This window comes from Polaromonas sp. 39-63-25 (genome assembly GCF_002278925.1).
Taxonomy (GTDB): Bacteria; Pseudomonadota; Gammaproteobacteria; order Burkholderiales; family Burkholderiaceae_C; genus Polaromonas.
Window position 1 is genome coordinate 112,809 of sequence record NZ_NCJH01000012.1, and the last position, 19,011, is coordinate 131,819.

Annotated in this window: 19 protein-coding genes; 11 read left to right on the forward strand and 8 right to left on the reverse strand. The window is 61.1% G+C overall.

The features are described from left to right. Window positions 1–23: 23 nt before the first annotated feature. A complete protein-coding gene (locus tag B7X65_RS15895) occupies window positions 24–545 on the forward strand; it encodes a c-type cytochrome (RefSeq protein ID WP_293595271.1) in 522 nt (173 codons plus the stop codon). Window positions 546–832: 287 nt separating this feature from the next. Here B7X65_RS15895 and B7X65_RS15900 read toward each other — a convergent pair whose 3' ends face one another. Continuing rightward, a complete protein-coding gene (locus B7X65_RS15900) occupies window positions 833–1,258 on the reverse strand; it encodes a nuclear transport factor 2 family protein (RefSeq protein WP_293595272.1) in 426 nt (141 codons plus the stop codon). Between the two features lie 426 nt (window positions 1,259–1,684). Here B7X65_RS15900 and B7X65_RS15905 point away from each other — a divergent pair, with 426 nt between their 5' ends. From B7X65_RS15905 to B7X65_RS15915, 3 genes are all read left to right on the forward strand, one after another. Beyond that, complete coding sequence (locus tag B7X65_RS15905; RefSeq protein WP_293595273.1) at window positions 1,685–1,894, forward strand: DUF3606 domain-containing protein; 210 nt, start codon at window positions 1,685–1,687, stop codon at window positions 1,892–1,894. A gap of 50 nt (window positions 1,895–1,944) precedes the next feature. Continuing rightward, entirely contained in the window at window positions 1,945–3,225 is a 1,281-nt protein-coding gene (locus B7X65_RS15910) for a phosphatidylserine/phosphatidylglycerophosphate/cardiolipin synthase family protein (protein WP_293595274.1), read from the forward strand. A gap of 208 nt (window positions 3,226–3,433) precedes the next feature. Then, window positions 3,434–4,069 carry a YdeI family protein gene (locus B7X65_RS15915; RefSeq protein ID WP_293595275.1) on the forward strand — a complete coding sequence of 212 codons (636 nt, stop codon included), beginning with the start codon at window positions 3,434–3,436 and terminating at the stop codon, window positions 4,067–4,069. A 6-nt stretch (window positions 4,070–4,075) separates the two neighbouring features. Here B7X65_RS15915 and B7X65_RS15920 read toward each other — a convergent pair whose 3' ends face one another. Next, window positions 4,076–5,617 (reverse strand): aspartate aminotransferase family protein, encoded by a 1,542-nt coding sequence (locus B7X65_RS15920; RefSeq protein ID WP_293595276.1) that lies wholly within the window; start codon window positions 5,615–5,617, stop codon window positions 4,076–4,078. Continuing rightward, a complete protein-coding gene (locus B7X65_RS15925) occupies window positions 5,614–6,249 on the reverse strand; it encodes a DedA family protein (protein WP_293595277.1) in 636 nt (211 codons plus the stop codon). Before B7X65_RS15925 ends, B7X65_RS15920 begins: the two co-directional genes overlap by 4 nt. Window positions 6,250–6,434: 185 nt before the next feature. Here B7X65_RS15925 and B7X65_RS15930 point away from each other — a divergent pair, with 185 nt between their 5' ends. Both B7X65_RS15930 and B7X65_RS15935 read left to right on the forward strand, forming a co-directional pair. After that, the gene (locus B7X65_RS15930) at window positions 6,435–6,719 is read left to right on the forward strand and encodes a DUF4389 domain-containing protein (RefSeq protein ID WP_293595278.1); all 285 of its coding nucleotides are present in this window, start codon (window positions 6,435–6,437) and stop codon (window positions 6,717–6,719) included. Between the two features lie 36 nt (window positions 6,720–6,755). After that, window positions 6,756–7,112, forward strand: a complete 357-nt coding sequence (locus B7X65_RS15935) for a VOC family protein (RefSeq protein WP_293595279.1) — start codon at window positions 6,756–6,758, stop codon at window positions 7,110–7,112. Window positions 7,113–7,316: 204 nt separating this feature from the next. Here B7X65_RS15935 and B7X65_RS15940 read toward each other — a convergent pair whose 3' ends face one another. After that, on the reverse strand, window positions 7,317–7,928 hold the full coding sequence (locus B7X65_RS15940; RefSeq protein ID WP_293595280.1) for a TetR/AcrR family transcriptional regulator: 612 nt from the start codon (window positions 7,926–7,928) through the stop codon (window positions 7,317–7,319). A 264-nt stretch (window positions 7,929–8,192) separates the two neighbouring features. Here B7X65_RS15940 and B7X65_RS15945 point away from each other — a divergent pair, with 264 nt between their 5' ends. From B7X65_RS15945 to B7X65_RS15955, 3 genes are all read left to right on the forward strand, one after another. After that, a complete protein-coding gene (locus tag B7X65_RS15945; RefSeq protein ID WP_293595281.1) occupies window positions 8,193–9,227 on the forward strand; it encodes a saccharopine dehydrogenase NADP-binding domain-containing protein in 1,035 nt (344 codons plus the stop codon). A gap of 352 nt (window positions 9,228–9,579) precedes the next feature. Beyond that, window positions 9,580–10,011, forward strand: a complete 432-nt coding sequence (locus B7X65_RS15950; RefSeq protein WP_293595282.1) for a hypothetical protein — start codon at window positions 9,580–9,582, stop codon at window positions 10,009–10,011. Window positions 10,012–10,284: 273 nt separating this feature from the next. Beyond that, window positions 10,285–11,472, forward strand: a complete 1,188-nt coding sequence (locus B7X65_RS15955) for a helix-turn-helix domain-containing protein (protein WP_293595283.1) — start codon at window positions 10,285–10,287, stop codon at window positions 11,470–11,472. Between the two features lie 96 nt (window positions 11,473–11,568). On the opposite strand, the gene B7X65_RS15960 is transcribed toward B7X65_RS15955, so the two are convergent. Beyond that, window positions 11,569–13,458, reverse strand: coding sequence for a P-loop NTPase fold protein (locus tag B7X65_RS15960; RefSeq protein WP_293595284.1), 1,890 nt, complete (start codon window positions 13,456–13,458; stop codon window positions 11,569–11,571). Continuing rightward, complete coding sequence (locus B7X65_RS15965) at window positions 13,458–14,645, reverse strand: PLP-dependent aminotransferase family protein (RefSeq protein WP_293595293.1); 1,188 nt, start codon at window positions 14,643–14,645, stop codon at window positions 13,458–13,460. The genes B7X65_RS15960 and B7X65_RS15965 overlap by 1 nt, the downstream gene beginning before the upstream one ends. A 156-nt stretch (window positions 14,646–14,801) precedes the next feature. Between B7X65_RS15965 and B7X65_RS15970 the strand changes: the two genes are divergently transcribed. Together B7X65_RS15970 and B7X65_RS15975 are read left to right on the forward strand one after the other, a co-directional pair. Further along, window positions 14,802–15,092, forward strand: a complete 291-nt coding sequence (locus B7X65_RS15970) for a helix-turn-helix domain-containing protein (protein ID WP_293595285.1) — start codon at window positions 14,802–14,804, stop codon at window positions 15,090–15,092. Window positions 15,093–15,094: 2 nt separating this feature from the next. Beyond that, window positions 15,095–16,414, forward strand: a complete 1,320-nt coding sequence (locus tag B7X65_RS15975; protein ID WP_293595286.1) for a type II toxin-antitoxin system HipA family toxin — start codon at window positions 15,095–15,097, stop codon at window positions 16,412–16,414. Window positions 16,415–16,432: 18 nt separating this feature from the next. On the opposite strand, the gene B7X65_RS15980 is transcribed toward B7X65_RS15975, so the two are convergent. Together B7X65_RS15980 and B7X65_RS15985 are read right to left on the reverse strand one after the other, a co-directional pair. After that, window positions 16,433–18,400: a PAS domain S-box protein gene (locus B7X65_RS15980; protein ID WP_293595287.1), complete on the reverse strand. Its 1,968-nt coding sequence runs from the start codon at window positions 18,398–18,400 to the stop codon at window positions 16,433–16,435. 199 nt (window positions 18,401–18,599) lie between these two features. Then, window positions 18,600–19,011: methyl-accepting chemotaxis protein (locus tag B7X65_RS15985; RefSeq protein WP_293595288.1), on the reverse strand; the 412-nt coding region annotated here is incomplete at its 5' end.

The window sequence follows — 19,011 nt, forward strand, 5'->3', positions numbered from 1 at the left end:
TGATGATCATGGCAAGAATGTCGATGTTTGCACTGAAACCTGCATGGGACGCGATGACGGCGAAACGCCGCAGCCTCCTCTACGGCGCCGCCTTCGCGCCGGCCCTGTTGCTCGCCGGATGCGCCGTGGAAGTGGAGAACACGCAGGCTGCCCAGGAGGTCGCACGGCTCTCCAGGCCGCCCGGTTCGGTCGCCATCGGGTGGCGCGTCTTCCAGAACAAGTGCGCAAGCTGTCATGGTGCCGCTGCGACAGGAACGGCGAACGGGCCCGACCTGTTGCCCAGGGTTCGGGATATGGGCTCACGCCAGTTCGTGAGCCTCGTACTCAAGCGCTACGACTGGAATCTCCCTGCGGCGCAAGCCGGCAGCGAGGGCGCCGCGCGGGAAGCCCTGATCGACGATATCCTGGAGCGCAGGAGGAACTTCAAGCCCACCATGCCCGCGTGGGATGGCGAACCCATCGTGACCACCCATATCGTGGATATCCATGCCTATCTTTCGGCGCGCGCGCAAGGCACGCAGGGCCCGGGTCGTCCGCTACCCTAGCAGCCTGTCTGTCATTGCGGGCCCCGGATCAAGTCCGGAGCAGGCTCTGACCCGCAATCCATGGAGGCATAACCAGGACTGCGGTCAACGAGGCATGGATCCCGGGTCGAGCCCGGGATGACAAGCCAGTGCCCGGGATGACAAGCCAGGGTCCGAGATGACAACGACGCGCTGCGCCCCCTGTCTGTCATTGCGGGCCTGACCCGCAATCCATGTCGGCGTACCCCGGACTGTGGTCAACCAGGCATGGATCCCGGGTCCAGCCCGGGATGACAAGTCAGGGTTACCTATGTTTCCACCACCGAATGCCACCAGATCCTGAAGTCGCGGCACAGGCCGCCGGCTTCAAACTCGGCGACCGCCACGCCGTCCAGCGCCAGGCGCGGCAAGGGGTCGCCCGGCTGGCGCGCGAGCTGGCTGGTGCCGGTGGAGGCAGCCCACATCGCAAACATTTCTTCCGAGGTGACCTGGTAGGTGGTGTGCCAGTGCGCAATACCGCCCAGCGCCTCGGCATGCAGGATGTCGAAGGTGAGCACGATGTCGGTCTGCAGCTTGACGCGCTGCCAGTACTGCTTGATCTGCGTGTGCCCGGTCTGCACCGCAAACGGCGTGTTGTGGTACTGGCCGTCTTCGGTGAACAGCGAGGCGAGAAGAAATTCGTCGCGGGTTTCCCACGCCTTTTTGTAGTTTTCCATGAAGCGCTGCATCAGCATCTGGGGGCCTCCGGTGGTTGATATTCTGGTCACTCGTAACGCACTCCGTCGCGGCGAAACGTTACGTAGCAGCCAGGCCAAAGGATAGTTCATCGAAGAAGAACTTCCAGGCCCGCCCAATCATGTCCACCCACGCCAGGAATGAAGCCATCCTGAAGTTCGCACTGGGCCGGGTGGGCGCAGGGGTGCAACAGGTGGTGCGGCATGCAAGTCGATCTGCCGCCTGACCGCCTTTTGAGTCAAATCATGCTCCAGCCCTTATTCCACGGGCGCAAGCAGCTACGTTTTTTATAGCGTAACCCTTCCACACGCCGCCTTGCCCGGTCACGCACGAAGGCCGCAGCGGTCAGGCACCCGCGACTCTGGCCTACACCCCTGCCGCCCTGCCGGCACTAGGCTGAAGGCACAAACCCTCAGGAGTTAGTCATGACCCAACCCGGCGTAGAACCCGAACGCATCACCATGAACAACCTGGACAACTGTGCGCAGTGGGCCAAAAAGCTCAACGTGACCGACGAACAGCTGCGCGAAGCGATTCAGGTCGTGGGCGACCAGGCCACAGACGTTGAAATGCATCTCAAGGGCACGCGCAGCACCACCAACGACGAGCGTATGCATGATCTCCGCAATGCATGACTGCCCCCCCACTCCGCCCACGCTTTTGATGCCGACACCCGCCTGACGGGATGGAATCTTTCCTTGGCAGCGCGCTGCACGGCGCGGCGGCGGTTTTTCTGGGTCTGGCTGCCTTGCTGGGGCTGGTCATCTGGTCCATCAAGCGGCACAACAGCCCGAAACTGAAGATCGAATCCTGCGAGTCCATCGACGAGCTGATTCCCTCACTGGCGGGCCTGACCCTGAGCTCGGCCGTGGCCGGCAACTCGGTGGCGCTGCTTGAAAACGGCGCCTTCTTCGACGTGCTGATCGAGCGCATAGGCGCCGCGCAGCAAAACGTGCACTTTGAAACCTTTCTCTGGAAAGACGGCGTGCTGGGCCAGCGCATGGCCGACGCGCTGTCCGAGCGGGCCAGGGCCGGCGTGAAAGTGCGCGTGCTGCTGGACGCCACCGGCTCCAAAGGCGTCGGCAAGGCAACCCGCCGGCAGATGAAAGATGCCGGCTGCAAGCTGGTGTTCTTTCATGAAAAGGCGCTTCGCAACATTGGCGTATTGAACGAGCGCGACCACCGCAAGCTGGCGGTGATTGACGGGCGCGAAGCCTTTGTGGGCGGCCACTGCGTGGTGGACGCATGGCTGGGCAACGCCGAAGACGGCCAACACTATGCCGACCTCAGCGTGCACCTGCACGGCCCCATCGTGCATAGCGTGCAGGCCGCCTTCAGCGAAAACTGGGGCGGGCAAACCGGCGAGCTGTTTTTGGGCAAGGACGTGTTTCCCGAGCTGGCGCCCGCCGGTAACGTGACCATTCACGCGGCCTACGCCAAGCCGGAGGGTTCGGCCCCCGCCGTCAAGATTCTTCACCACACCGTGATCTGCCTGGCACAAAAGCGCATCTGGATCCAGAACCCCTACTTCATCCCCGAACCCGAGGCGATTGATGCGTTCGGCGCCGCCGTCAAGCGCGGCGTGGATGTGCGGGTGATGATGCCGTCCACCAGCGGCTCGGACAACCCCATGGTGCAACACGCCGGCCACCGCAACTTTGAAAAACTGCTCAAGTGCGGCGTGCGCCTGTTCGAGTACCCGCACACTCTGCTGCACCAGAAGGTCATGACGGTGGACGGCGTGTGGAGCGCCATCGGCTCCAGCAACTTCGACGACCGCTCTTTTGACACCAACGACGAGCTCACCCTGGGCATCAAGGACGCCGCCCTGACGCAGCAACTGGACGCGGTGTTTGAAAAGTACGTGCAGCGCTGCGAAGAGATAGACCTCAAGCAATGGCAACAGCGCGGGCTGTGGCACAAGTTCAAGGACAACATGTTCTACGTGTTCAACGAAATCCTTTAGCACGGACCTTTGCGGAGTGATCGGGTCTTGTGGCAGATTCTTATAGTCAAATTTGCCACTAGCCCTTTATCCACGGGCGCCACCAGCTACATTTTATATAGCAAAGGCACATCCTTTCCGCGCTGCCCGCAGAGCGTCACGGCGGTTCAGGGCCATGCAGCACAATGCAGGGCATCCACCAAACCGGGCTCCGCAGCCCCGCCTGAACATGCCCAGGGACATCCACAGTGAAGCCATCCTGCAGTTCGCCTTGCAAGCCAAGTGGGCGCGATGGCTGGCCGCGCATCATGGCCAAACGGAGGGGGTGTGGTTACGCCACGCCAAAAAGGGCGCACCGACCGCCACCGTCAGCTACACCGAGGCACTGGAAGTCGCCCTGTGTTTCGGCTGGATCGACAGCCAGAAAAAAGCCGAGAGCGAACATTTCTTCATTCAGCGCTGGAGCCCGCGCGGCGCGCGCAGCATCTGGTCCAAGGTCAACCGCGACAAGGCGCTGGGCTACATCCAGACCGGCTACATGCAGCCGGCGGGCCTGGCGGAAATTGAACGTGCGCGGCGCGACGGGCGCTGGGACGCGGCTTACGACCCTGCCAGCCGGTCAGAGATCCCGGCCGACCTGCAGGCGGCGCTGGATGCGCTGCCCGGCACTGCGGAGTTTTTTGCCACCGTGAGCGCGCAGAACCGCTATGCCGTGCTGTTCCGCCTGCAGACCGCGAAGAAGCCCGAAACGCGCGCCCGGCGGGTGGCCCAGTTTGCGCAGATGCTGGCCCGCGGCGAAACCTTTTACCCGCACAACCCGCATAACCCGAATAACCCGAATAACCCGCGCAAGACAAAAGCCTGAGGGCCGTCAGCGCCCCGGCGTCTTGCGCTGCTGGCGCGCCACATACCAGCGCGCCATGCGCTCCATCAGCACGTCCACCCTGCCCTTGAGCCCGGGCGCCACCGGCGGCGCGGCGTGCAGGTCGATCTGCTGCCCGCCCGCCTTGTACATCTGCACAAACATGTCGAGCACCTTCTGGCGCACCATGCCGCGCAGGGGAATGTGGCTCATCATGCCGTAGGTGGCGGCGCTGCCCTCCTGCGCCAGCGCGGGGTTGGCCCTGACGGTGGCCACGGCGTCCTTCAGGTCGCGCAAATAAGCATCCACCACGGCCAGGTGGCCGGCGGTGATCATGGCGTGCAGGCCGTCGGGTTTCTGCAGGCGGTTGACCGTCCAGCCCTTCGCATCCATCTGGTCGCCCACCGCAAAGATGTTGACCGCCGCATCACGCGAGCCATACGCCAGCAGCGGTCCGCTGGGTTCGCCCATCACATACAGCTCGGGCATGGCTTCGACGCCTTCACGCATGGTGTCAAAGGCCTGCAGGGTCTGCGCGGCCAGCGCGCGGTAGCCCGACTGGCCGAAGTGCTGCATGGCCGCCCAGGCCGCCGCATAGGCGCCGCCCGGCCGCGTGCCCAGCAGCGCCGGCGAGGCAAACACGCCGCCGGGCCAGTCTTCATACACAAACATCTGGTGGCGCAGGTAGTCCAGGTTGCGGTAGGTGATGGTGGAGGCGCCCTTGGCCGCAAAGCCGTATTTGTGAATGTCGGCCGAGATCGAGGTGACGCCGGGCACCCGGTAGTCCCACAGCGGCAGCGTGCGCCCGTTCATGGCCATGAACGGCAGGATGAAGCCGCCCACACAGGCGTCCACATGCAGGGGAATGCCGCGCTTGAGTGCGATGGCGCCCATGGCCGCTATCGGGTCGATGCTGCCGTGCGGGTACTCGGGCGCCGAGCCAAGAATCATCACCGTGCGGCGGTTCAGCAGGCCGGGCAGCTTGCGCACGTCGGCGTGCAATTGGTCGTCCAGCGGCAGCAGGCGCACCTTCACATTGAAGTATTCCGCCGCCTTGAACCAGGCCACATGCGCCGTGACGGGCAGCACCATCTCGGGCCGCGTCACGCCGCGCTGGCTGCGTGCCATGTCGCGGTAGGTCTTGACGGCCAGCAGGCAGCTTTCGGTGCCGCCGGAGGTGACCACGCCGCACACCTCCGGCGTGCCGTGGAACAGCTCGGCCACGGCCGCGATGATTTCGGTCTCGAAACGCTTGAGGCTTTTGAATGCCGTGGGGTTGAGCCCGTTGGCCGACGAAAAGGCCTGGTAAGCCTCGCCCATGAAGGCGTTGTGTTCTTCGCCCAGGTAATACACCAGGCTCCACAGCCGGTTGCCCTTGTAGTCGGGGTCCTGCGCGCCGTAGCCCTTGAGCTCGGCCAGCACCTCGGCCTGGGGGCGGCCCTGTTCAGGCAGCTTGCCTCTGCCCGCGCTGTCTCTGTCATCCCGGACTTGAGGAGCCTGCCCCGGACTCCGATCCGGGGGGATCCATGTCTGCTTACCCTCGCCGCTCATGGCTGCCCCGCCTCTTTGCCGTCAATCTTGACTTTGGCACGACGCCGCGTCAGCAGCCAGACGCCGATCACCAGCAAGATGAACACCGGCAGCAACACGCCCTGAAAGCGCTGCATCAGCGCCAGAATCTCCTGCCAGCGCCCGCCCACATAACGCACGCCGTACACCAACAGGGGCAGCTCCACCAGCGCCGCCGCGCCGTCGTACACAAAGAGGTGGCGGTACGGCATCTTGAGCGAACCCGCCGCAAAAAACAGCGGCGTGCGCACGCCCGGCATGAAACGCACCACAAAGATGTAGGCCGGCCCGTAGCGGCGCATGGTGTCCTGCATGGCGGCCAGCCGCGCCTCGGGTACCACGCGCGCAAAGTAGCGGTGCCGCAGCAGCCGCGCCCCGAAGCGGTGGCCCCAGTGAAACACCAGCGCATCGCCCGCCACCAGCCCGAACCACGCCACCACCATCAGCGGCACCGGCTCCATCACCCCCTTGAGCGTGAGCGCCGCCGCCGCCAGCAGCAGGATGTCTTCGTTGATGGGTGCGCCTATGCCGCAGCTGAACAGCAGCGCGAACAGCAGCGCATAAGCGGGAAAGCCCTGCAGCGACTGCAGGAAGGCCATGGCGGAATCAAACATGGGCGCTATTCTGATGCCTCGGAAAAAGGAGGAACAGCTGGTTTCCCCCACTGCAGGCCATCGACCGGACCCGACTGCCAGGCCACTTCCACCCCATGCGGCAGCGCGCTACAGTTGCTTGATGCACCTCAAGCCCGTCAGCCCAAGCCCGGCGCAGCATAACCACCCCCACTGAAGGAACCACCATGACTGACAACGCTCTTGCCACCCTTCCACCACCCCGCAAGCTCTGGGTGCGCGCGCTGCTCATGTTGCTGATGTGCGCAGCCTTCCAGCTGGCTGCCTGGGTGCTGGTGGCCGTCGCCCTGCTGCAGCTGGGCTTTGCCCTCTTCACCGACCAGCCCAACCCGCGCCTGCAAGGCTTCGGCCGCAGCGTGGGCCGCTACCTGGCGCAGATCGCGGGCTTCGTCTCCTTCGCCACCGAGACCCTGCCCTTCCCCTTCACCGACTGGCCGGCCGAAGACTTGTGAGCAGCATGCAGGCATAGCCCTTCACCAAGGATTGTCATGAGCACACCACCCGAAAACTGCCGCATCAACTACATCGAGCTGAACGTCCGCAACATCAACAAAGCCAAGGCCTTCTACGGCCAGGCCTTCGGCTGGACCTTCACCGACTACGGCCCGGAGTACGCCGAGTTTTCAGACGGCGCGATGAAAGGCGGCTTGACCACAACAGCACCGCCCTCACCTGCCGGCGGCCCACTGGTCATCCTTTACGCCAACCAACTCGAAGCCGCGCGGGGCAGCGTGCTGGCCGCCGGCGGAACCATCAGCCGCGAGATCTTTGCTTTTCCGGGCGGGCGGCGCTTTCACTTCAAGGATGCGGACGGGTATGAATTGGCGGTCTGGTCCAAAGACTGAATTATTGGTCAAATCGGCCTCCAACCCTTTATCCACAAGCGCAAGCAGCTATTACTTTCATAGCAAATCTACCGCGATGCGGCGCCGCCCACGGTCATGGTGGGAGACTTGCTACCGTTCGCCCTGAGCCTGTCGAAGGGTCCGAGGGCTTCGACAGGCTCAGCCTGAACGGGTCTGCCCGATGCCCTCAGTCGGCCCTCAACCTCAGCGCCGCTCAGCCGCAAGAATCACCGCCGTTCCCGCCGCCACCAGCGAGTGAACCGGGCCCTTCTTGCCCAGCAGCTGGCCGTTCACATAGGCCCCGTCGATGAGCAGCACCAGGTGATCGGCCAGCTGGCCGGGGTGGCGCGCCCCGATCTTTCTGGCCAGGGCGGTCAGGCGCCGGTGCAGCTCGGTCTTGTTGCGCGCGGCAACGGCACGGGCCGGGTGCGTGGGCGCCGGAAACTCGGTCGCCACATTGAGGAAGGCGCAGCCGCGGTAGGTCGGCCCGGCGATGTGGCGGGCGATCCAGCGCAGGTGCGCCTCCAGTTCCGCGCCGGCGTCGTCCTTCGCCTGCGCCGCCACGCTGTCCCAGTCACGCCAGTACTCGGCATCCTCGCGCTCGAGAAAAGCCACCACCAGATCGTCCTTGGTGGCGAAGTGCCGGTAAAGGCTGGTCTTGGCCACGCCTGAGCGTTCCACCACCAGATCGACCCCGACGGCCCGCACGCCCTCCTGGTAGAACAGCGTCGCCGCCGTCGCCAGCACGCGCTCCCGCACGCTTGGTGCGCCACCTTCATCAGCTCCGGCGCTTACCGCCGCAACACTTTTTTTCATTGCATTTCCCCTGGCCTTATCGATCTTTTCCAACATACACGGCAGTGAACTGGACTGGTCTCACCCTCGCCCACTGGGAGAGGGCCGGGGTGAGGGATTGCGCGTTCTGCATGTCATGAAGGCTGAAGCGCGCAAAAAGCACGGCACATGCAGAGCCTGGCCGACATTTTCTTGACACGCTACAGATCTGTACTTTACACTGATTCAAAGAGTACAGATCTGTAGCGTCTTGCGGCGGACGGCTCTCCACTGAAAGGATTGGTGATGACATCAACAACACAGGCTGTGGCGGTTTACGGCGCTTACGGACACACCGGGCGCTTCGTGGTGGCAGAGCTGCGTCAGCGCGGCTGGACACCCATCCTTTGCGGGCGCGACGCAGCCAAGCTCAGCGCTTTCGGCGCGGCTTACCCCGGGCTGGCGCTGCGGGCCGCGTCGGTGGACGACCCCGCCGCGCTCGACCGCGCGCTGGCCGGTGTCGTGGCCGTCATCAACTGCGCCGGCCCGTTTGCCAGCACCGCCGGCCCGCTGATCGAAGCCGCCTTGCGCGCGCGCCTTCCCTACCTGGACGTGGCGGCGGAAATAGAGGCCAACATCGACACCTTCGAGCGTTTCGCCACCCGCGCCCGCGACGAAGGCGTGGTGCTGGTGCACGCCATGGCGTTTTACGGCGGGCTGGGGGATCTGCTGGCCACCGCGGCCATGGGCGACTGGGCGTCGGCCGATGAAATCTCCATCGCCTACGGGCTGGACAGCTGGCAGCCGACGCCCGGCACGCTGGTGGCCGGGCAGGTCTCCAGGCAGCGCCGTGACGGCCGTCGGCTGGTGTTTGCGAACGGACAACTGTCGTATGCCACGGGTGCCGCGCCGGTGACCGAATGGACCTTTCCCGCGCCCCTGGGCCAGCAAGCAGTCATCGCCGAATTCACCATGGCCGACACGGTGACGATCGCGCGCCACCTGAAGGCGCCCGATATCCGCTCGTACATGACGGTCGCCGCCGTCAAGGACCTGACCGCGCCCGACCCGCTGGCGCCCAAACCCAGCGACGACAGCGGCCGCTCATCGCAGACTTTCATCGTCGACGTGGTGGTGCGCCGTGGCAACGACGAGCGCCGGGCCACAGCCAGCGGGCGGGACATCTATGCCTTCACCGCGCCGCTGGTCGTAGAAGCCATGGAGCGGGTGGTGCGCGGGGAAGTCAAAACAGCCGGCGTTTTCACCGCCGGCCAGGCCTTTGACGCGCGGGACTTTCTGGCGGCGCTGTGTCCTGAGCATCTCTTGCTGGAGATCCGGTGAGTTTTCGGACGGGGGCGATGCAGGGCGGGCTGACCAGGTTGAAGGCGCCCTCGCCTGTCGGCGGTTGGCGGTCAGCGGGCTCACTTCAGAAGTGCGGATGGTTGTGAACTGGCGGTCTGGTCCAAAGACTAAAAATATTAGTCAAATCGAGCCCCAGCCCTTTATTCACGGGCGCAAGCAGCTATATATTCAATAGCGACTGACGCCACCCAGGACATCAACCTCGAGGAAATGACCTTCGACAGCAAGCCGCAGGGACGCAGCCTGGACGACAAGGACAAGCCACCGCCCCGGCAGATCGCCCCTAGTGCGCCGGGCTCATACGACGCCGCGGCGATCATCCTGCTGAGCGATGGCCGCCGACCGGGGCGTGCGCATCTACGTCGTCAGCCTGGGAAGCGTGGGCGGCCCCGAAGCAATGCCCGAAGGCATGCCCATCTACCTGCAGCTGGACGAGCCCACCTTGCGCGAGGTAGCACGCATGACCGGCGGCGAGTACCACCATGCGGGCACAGCGGAAGCGCTGCGCGGCGTCTACGAGAACCTGGGATCGCGGGTGCAGGTGCAGACACGTGAGACGGAGGTCACGGCCTTGCTGGCTTTACTGTCGGCGATGCTTGCGCTTACAGCGGGGGGGGCTGTCGCTGGTCTGGTTTCGGCGCGTCGTTTGAGCGCTTGCCTTCACCTAGGTGGCCCGCACAATACATCCAGATCATTTGGAGCGGCGGCCCGATCAGACACTACAAGCGTCTGTACTGGGATGGTGAAAGCTCTTGTGGCCTGACTGTTTGCTCATCCGCAATTTACCCACATTCCAGACCAATCCGGTCCGCGCGATGCGCGGGCGAATCGCTGGTGTTGAAGGCTGGGTTTACGATGATGAAGGAAGTGGCGACGCCAGATGGGGTAGCGTTGAAAATGGTTTGCAAGAAATGACTTGCCGGACAGCCCAAATGTCTTATGCAATGCCATGATTGCAGCTGACTTACTCCATCTCCACGGAAAAACAGGCCCAACCAGAGTCCACACTGTCAACGCATTTAACTAGCGAAAAACCATGGCAAACGATGTACCTTCGACACTAGACGATATCAAGAGGCTGATAACGAGCAGCATTCCGGAAAACCTCCATCTTGACTACAAACGAAGTGCTGCCCTGCTTGGAAATGTTAAAGAGATCACCAAGGATGTGTCGGCATTTGCCAACTCAGACGGCGGAGTGATTGTGTACGGTGTCGCCGAAGAGGAGCACATACCGGTTGGCATTGATGGCGGGGTTGAACACTCAAGATACACACGCGAGTGGTTAGAAGATGTGATTCAAAGCAATATTGCACCGAAGCTGAGTGAACTCAAGATAACTCAGCTTGAAGTCAGCGCTACTCATTCCATATTCATAGTAAGTACTCCAAAAAGTGCTCGGGCACCGCACCAGGACCGAGGCAGCCATCGCTACTACAAGCGATACAACTTCAAATCAGCGCCAATGGAGGACTACGAAATTCAAGATATTCGAAACAGATCGATCGACACTCCACCACTTGTAACCGTAGATATTGAAGTTGAACGAGGAATGTTCAGTCTTTATGTAGAAAATATAGGCAATGCACCCGCTCAAGATTTAACCTTCATTTTCTCTGAAGACTTGTACTGGGCGCATAAAGCTCCCTCGGTTTTCGCCTCTGGCATCCCCGTTCTTTCGAAGGGTCGGAAGCTTTCCTTTTTCTATGCAGGTGCCGTTGAGGCATTAGCTCCTGATTCGAAAATTGTGAAGGCTTTCTCAATTAACGTTTCCTATCTCAACCCACTTGTAGAAAATCGCATCTCGGATACGTTTTCGGTGAACTTGAACAGTTTCGAAAACTCGTTGATCGTCGAGAGTGAAATCCAGCGGCATGGCACGCAGTTAGAACGGAGTTTAGAAAAGCTAACCAGACAAGTTGAGAAAGTTGCAAAAGGGCTGAGTGCACTTGAGTCTGTCGCCGGATCCACGGGATTACAGCTTTCGGCGACTACTTGGCGTCACATAGAGGCCATTACGGGGAGAAAACTTGAGTTTCCGCGCTTGAATCCTATGGAATGTGACTATGAGGTGTTCCAGGAACTACTATCTATCGAACGAGACTTAGCAATTCGTCTCTACAGTCACTTTTTAAAGAGAGAAGGTAACGCGAAATTGCTTGAACTGGAAGGAATGACTGCAGAAATAAAGGAGCGGCTTGAGCGTTATTTCGACGTGAAGTGAGTCGAATTCACGCAAACAAATCTTTCTTATGAAATTAAACTCCGACGCTGTATCCCTGACCTAAATTCGTTCGAATGAGAACGGTGATTTGGTTTCTCAAGAAGTTTTTACTTCGTCCATCCGTTGAAGTGCGAATAAAGCAGCATGGATCTTAAATCTTTCAACGCCGGCAGCAAGTATTTTCCCCCGGCTAGTGCTCAATTTTCTGTCCAGCAGAACTAACACCTCTTGGAAAAACTTGTACTCGTTTGGCAAATAGCCGTCGCGCGCCAATGCACTCCCTGAATACCGAACCCTAACCCCCCGAGCTACCGTGTTCCACTGTTCGACTGTCGTGTAGTTACGGGTAGCTTTCATAAATTCCTCAGCAGTCACTCTTGAAAACAAGGGGAAGTCTTCAAACGCGTTTTCGAGCGCTGTCATTGCTGCGCTGAAGTCGACTGCCGAACTCTCCAAAAGTCCCATAAGTTCTGAAGTTTTTACTTCTCTGCGCTTTTCAAGATGACTAAGAAGCGCTTCATTTGCATAGGTAAGAAGTAGCTGAAATTCCGGATCATTATCTGGATATCCCAAGCCGTCATAGCCGCTAAAGATATCCAATTTTGTTGGTACGCCATGATCACGCAGAGGAAATGCTGCATCTCCTGCCAAAGAAAGGATACATCTCTTGGACGTTTCAAGCCACTCTTCTTTAGTCAAATCGCGAACAAAACCATCGCGAGTTAACTGAAGGATAGTCATTGAGACGTGCAGTGCTTCGTATACGTTTTCAATTTTCCCGCTTTCGAAGCTCGCTTGAACTTCGGCAAGCAACGGATCAAACGACTCCTGATCTAGACGCTCCCACCACCACAGCCTTTTCCAGCTTGGCGTGCTCTCCGTGCGAAACGCAGGATGCGCCTGGGTCAACTGGACAAGAGAGGTCTGATCAAGATGCCCTTCTACAAATAATTCCGTCCAAAACTTGCCCTCTTGACGAGCCATTGATAGTTCGCAAATCCAGGGGTACTTCTTCTGAAAACTTTGTCCTCTGGTTGGCTCCACATTTGTATTGGGCAACTTGGCCCAAGACAGCCAGGAAAACCATGCAGAACCGAATAAACTATTAATGGTCTCGTTATCTAATGTTTTCTTCGACGCTTCCAAGGAAAGCACCAAATACAGTTTCAAAAACTCCTCGTAAAATTGCGCATTTTTTGAAGCAAGTGGAGGTAGCGCTCGAAATACGCGTTGGTACTGTAGAAGACTTTGGCGCAAGCTGCGCAGATTCCCGAAGCCAACCTCCAGAAATACTGACCTAACAATTTCTCCATTGCGGCGAATGTTTTCGACGAAATCCGTGCCTGAAAGCTCGCTCAAGAAGGATGCAAATGCTGCTTCAAAATCAGGTACTAATTTAAGGGTAGTACCAACAACTTTTTCTCTACGCTGGTCGTAAAAATTACGGCCTTCGATTAGCTCTTGGTTCGCAGCTATGATCACCTTGAGGCCTGCATGCTCAACAAAATAGTTGATATAGCCGAGAAGATCGTTTACTTCGATTTCACATCGCTCGAAATCATCAAAAAGCAAAACGTGTTCGACTTCACTCGAAAGGTAGTCGGGTATGTTGATACTTGGTACGTTCATCGACAACGAACCATCTGCCGCACCATCGCTAGTTAGATCGATTTTCAACGTCGTTTTCAACATTCCAGATAACAACTTTCCAGCAAACTGAATCTTCTTAGAGGACAGAATTGGATGTAGTTGCTGAAAAATTGCCTGATCGATCTGTGCTGAACTTGTAAGACCATACAAGCTCACATAAAGTGTTTTTCTTTCTTCCCCTATGAGTTTTGAGGCAAGGCCCTGAACATAGTGCGTCTTACCACTTCCCCACGGCCCATCAAGCATGAGTGCAAATCGCGGGGGAACCGAGAGAGCTAAATAGGCCTCGACTGATTCGGCAACATGAGAATTTATCTCGCTAGCGAGTGCCGTCATCACAACGCCTTACCAAGCCTGCCAACACCTTCTTCAATTTTCTGAACATCCGCAGTAGCAAAACTAAGCCTGAAGGTAGCCATGTCCGGCTTGCCCGCATAAAACGGCGCCCCCGGCACAAACGCCACACCCTGCTCAATCGCCCTCTTCGCAAACTCGCCGGCGTCTTGGGTTTTGCCGCCCGCGCCCGTGAGCCGGGCCCAGAAGAACAGGCCACCCTGCGGCTGCGTGAATTCGACCGCGTCACCCAGCTCGCGCTTGAGCGCGGCGCCCATGGCCACGGCGCGTTCGCCGTACACCTTGCGCACGCGGGCCAGGGTGGCGGGCATGCGGCCGGCCTTGAGGTATTGCGCGGCGGTGGCCTGGGCGAAGGTGCTGGTGTGCGCGTCGCTGAACTGCTTGCACATGGTGGCCTTGGCCAGCAGTTCGGCGGGGCCGATCATCCAGCCCACGCGCAGGCCGGGGCTCAGCACCTTGCTCATGCTGCCGCAATGGGCGATCAGCTCGCGGCTGCCGGGCACGTCTTTTGACAAGCTCAGGATGCTGGGGGGTGGCGCTTCATTGAAGTAGAGGTCGCCGTACGGGTCGTCCTCGACGATCAGGGTGTTGTACTTGACGGCCAGGGCCAGCACTTTCTTGCGGCGCTCCAGACTCAGCATGGCGCCGCTGGGGTTGCCGAAGGTGGGAATCAAATACACAAACTTCGGCTTGTGCTCGGCCATGAGTTTTTCCAGCGCGTCGGTGTCCACGCCGTTGGCGTCCACCGGGGCGCTGACCAGGTCGGCGCCGTAGAGTCTGAAACACTGGATGGTGGCCAGGAAGGTCGGGCCTTCGACGATCACCTTGTCGCCGGGGTCGATCATGGTTTTGCCCAGCAGGTCCAGCGCCTGCTGGCTGCCGGTGGTGACGATCAGCCCGTCGGGCTCCACGCTCACGCCCTTGCTGCCCATGAAGGCGGCGAGCTGCTCGCGCAGCGGGTTGTAGCCTTCGGTGGCGCCGTATTGCAACGCGGCGCCGGGCTCTTCCGTCAGGGCCAGGTTGACGGCTTCCTGGATGCCGGCCACGTCGAACATGGCGCTGTCGGGAAAACCGCCGGCGAAGCTGATGATGCCGGGCTTGCCCAGCAGCTTGAACAGTTCACGGATGGCGGAGGTTTCTACGTTGTTGAGGCGGTCGGCAAATGGCAGGGGCATGGCAGGTCTCGGGGTGGAAATGGGTTGCCTTGGATGTTAACGCCCGTACCCGCCGGCGGCGCGCCATCAAGAGAATCGCTTATTTGCGATATATTGACAATATCGTATTTAGACAATAAAGTGCATATATCACTCCAAGGTGGTATTTGCATGAACACCCTTCAGACCTTCCCCGTTCAGACATCGGCCCAGTTGTCGGTGCACCTGAAATCCCTGCGCAAGGCGCGTGGCATGACGCAGACTGCGCTGGGTGAACGCGTTGGCGTCAAGCAGGTGCGCATTGCCGACATCGAGAAAGATCCCGGTGCGGTCAGCCTGGACCAGTTGCTGCAGGTCCTGCATGCACTGGACGCGCGGCTGCTGCTGGCAGACACCCAGCGCTACGCCGACGCTACCCCCTCCCCCGCGGCCAAGGCCGGCGAACCGCCGGCGGACTGGTAAGCATGGCGTTTGCTGACCTGGACATCTGGATGAACGGCCAGCGCGTCGGCGTCTGGTTCTGGACGCGCACCGGGACACCCGGCTTGCGGTACGACGATGGGTGGCGGCAGTCACGCCATGCGCGGCCGCTCTCGGTATCGCTCCCCTTGCCTGCTGGTGGCGGCGATGTGATGGGCGCCAAGGTAGAACACTACTTTGACAACCTGCTGCCTGACAGCAAACACATCAGGGACCGGCTGAGGCGCCGTTTTGGCACCCCTTCGACCCGCGCGGCCGACCTGCTGGCGGCCATCGGGCGCGACTGCGTCGGTGCCGTTCAGTTGATGCCCGCCGGCGAGCCGCCGCCACCGCACGACCGCGTTGACAGCACGCCCTTGACCGAGCACCAGGTGGAGGCCCTGTTGCGTGACGTGACCAGCGACGATGCGGCTGAATCTTTCCTGCCGGACGCCTTTCGCATCTCCATCGCCGGCGCACAGGAAAAAACCGCCTTGTTGCGCGTCGGGCAGCAATGGCACTTGCCGGAAGGTGCAACCCCGACCACGCATATTTTCAAGCTCCCGCTCGGGTTGGTGGGCAACATTCGCGCGGACATGTCGGATTCGGTGGAAAACGAATGGCTTTGCGCTACCTTGCTGGCCGCCATGGGTTTTGCCGTCGCCCCCACTGAAATGGGGCTGTTCGGCAGACAGAAAGTGCTGATTGTTGAGCGCTTTGACAGGCGCTGGGCCGAAGGCAAGCGCTGGATAACCCGTCTTCCGCAGGAAGATTTCTGCCAGGCCAGCGGACAACCCGGCGAACTGAAGTACGAGAGCGATGGCGGCCCTGGCCTACGCGCCGGGCTGGCATTGCTTGCTGGTGGAAACAATCCGCGTGAAGACAGCTTGCGCTTTGTTCTGGCCCAGCTCGCCTTCTGGCTCATGGCCGCCACCGACGGCCATGCGAAGAACTTTTCTATCTTTCTGGAACGGGGCGGCGGCTTTCACATGACGCCGCTGTATGACGTGCTGTCGATCTGGCCCATCATCGGCAACGGCCCCAACCAGATCAACCCGCGCCGCGCCAAACTGGCGATGGCCCTGCGCAGCAAGAACACGCACTACCACCTGCACGAGATCCATACCCGCCACTGGCAAACCCTGGCGCAGCAAAGCGGCGTGCCTGACGCGTTTGACCACATGGTGGCGCTGGTGCTGCAGGTGCCCGACGCGCTGGAGCGCGTGGCGGCCGCGCTGCCCGATGGTTTTCCGCAGCGCGTGTTCAAGCCGATCCGGGCCGGCATGTTGGCCCAGGCCGAGAAATTCATGGCGGAGCTGCCATGACCACGCAGCGGGAAGTTGTCAGGCTGGCGACGACGGGCCGGGGCCCGCCTGCAGGTGGCTGTCGCCACCACCTGCCGCAGCCACGTCGGCCGGCAGGGTGAAGAAAAAGGTGGCCCCGCGACCGGGGGCCGCCTCGGCCCAGAGCCGGCCGCCGTGCCGGGTTATCACGCGGCTGACGGTGGCCAGGCCAATGCCCATGCCGGGAAACTCCGTGACCCCATGCAAACGCTGGAACGGGGTGAACAGCTTGTTGACATAGGCCATGTCGAAACCGGTCCCGTTGTCGCTCACATAAAAAGCCAGCCGGCCGTCCGCGGCGGGTTTCTGGCCGACGGCAATTTCGGCCAGGGCTTTCTGCGAAGAGAATTTCCACGCGTTTTCCAGCAGGTTGTCCATCACCACCCGGATGAGCCGGGCGTCGCCCCGGGTCTGCAGCCCCTTTTCAATATGCACCACGACATGGCGCCCGGGCTCGCGCACCTGCCAATCGTCCAGGATGGCGCGGGCCATGGTGGACAGATCCACCAGCTCGTTGCCCAACAAGGTGCGGGAGACCTCGGCGAGCGAGAGCAGGCCTTCGATCAGTTGCCCCATCTGTTGCGTGCCGGCCTGGATGCGCGCCAGGTAGTGCTTCACATCCGCGTCCGGGGTGCCCGCCACTTTTCTGGCCAGCAAATGGCTGAAGCCGTTGATGCTGTTGAGCGGCGAGCGCAGGTCATGGGAGACCGAATACGAAAAGGCCTCGAGCTCATGATTCGAGATACGCAGGGCCGCTTCGGTGGCCTTGATTTCGGTGATGTCCTGCAACACGCCGAAAAGGCGCACCAGCTTGCCGTCCTGCAGGATGGCCTGGCCCTGCGTTCGAACCCAGATGCGCCTGCCTTTGGCGGTGACCAGCGGAAGGTCCAGGTCCCAGGGGGTGGCGTGCTGGATGGCGGCATCCACCGCGGCCCGGATCACGGACTGCACTTCAGGCGCATAAAACCCGAGAAGGCCCTCCAGGGAGACGCCGGCCGAAGGGTCGATCTCGTGGATACGGAAAATCTCGTCGGAGCAATAGGTCGCCATGGTCTCCATCACCACTTCCCACCCGCCCACCTTGGCCAGCGCCCCGGTGTGGTTGAGCAGTTCCAGGCTGCGGGCAATCACCCCTTCAGAACGCTTGCGGTTGGTGATCTCCCGAATCAGGCCGGTACGACGGCGCGCCTGCGTGCCCTCGCCTTCGGCTTCGATCCAGCCGAGCAGATGAATCCAGCGCTCCTCGCCGGAATCCGTGATCACCCGGAACTCGGCGTCGAGCGGCAATCCGGACCGAACAGCCGCGTCGCGCTGGGCCGCGAAAGCCTGGCGGTCACCGGGATGGATCAACCGGAGCAGCCCCTCATAGGAAGCGTCCAGCTGCGAACTCTCGACACCGAGCACTTCATAGGCTTGATCGCACCACCACATCACGTTGGTGTCGAGGTCAATCTGCCAGTAGCCGATGCGTGCAAGCCGCTGCGCCGCCTGCAGCCGGCGCTGGCTCTCGCGCAGCCGGGCATCGTTGTCGGCCTGCTCCCGCTGAAGACGGTCGAGCTCCGTGATGTCGCGAACAATGGTCGTGAACAGCTTGCCTTCGGCGGTTTGGAGCACGGAGATCGAGGCGTCGAGGGGAAACTCCTCGCCATTGCGGCGCAGGCCATGGATAACCCTGCGCCCGCCCATGCGCCGGGAAGTCTCGCCGGTGTTGCCGTAACGCTCGACGTTCTGGGCATGGCCCGCGCGAAAACGCTGGGGTATCAGCTTTTCGAGGGGCTGCAGCAACACCTCTTGCCGCGACCAGCCGAAGACCTGTTCCGCCGCATGGTTGTACATGACAATCCGCTGCTGCTCGTCCACGGTGATGATGGCGTCCATGGCGGATTCCAGCACGCCCGCCAGGAGGGCCGCTGCCCCGCCAGGTGTGCTGCCGCCAGGATCCAGGGGGTCGATGGAAGAGGAAGGCATGGTTCTTTCTGGAAGCCGGTCAAGCGCGCTTGACTCCCCGGACCATGCCACCCGGAAGGCCTGCTGCGTACCAACCGGCTGATCAATATGCATACTTAGTGTCTAATCGGCACCCCGCCCGGGACTTGATTTTCGTCAATATTCTGTCGATTTCCGGCATCCCTGAAGGCGGGATCCGCCTTGCGGCGGAGGACCTTGCTTAAAACGTCTCCCAGTCGCCCCCGGCCGTGGCCAGCTGGCCTGCCGGCCCGGCAATGGCCGGCTTGGCCTTGGGCGGCTGTTGGGGTGAAGCGTGTCGGTTGAAAGGTTTCGCGGCTGCGGCGCGCTGCGGCGGCGCCACATCATGCACCTGCTGGTTATCCAGCCTGAACACACTGACCACCTGACTGAGCCCGCTGGCCTGCTCCTGCAGCGAGGACGCTGCGGCAGCGGCCTCTTCCACCAGCGCCGCGTTCTGCTGCGTCACCTGGTCCATCTGCGTGATCGCCTGGTTGATCTGCTCGATACCTTGCGTCTGCTCCTGGCTGGCCGCCGTGATCTCGGCCATGATGTCGGTCACACGTTTGACGCTGTCGACAATCTCGTCCATGGTCTTGCCGGCCTCGGCCACC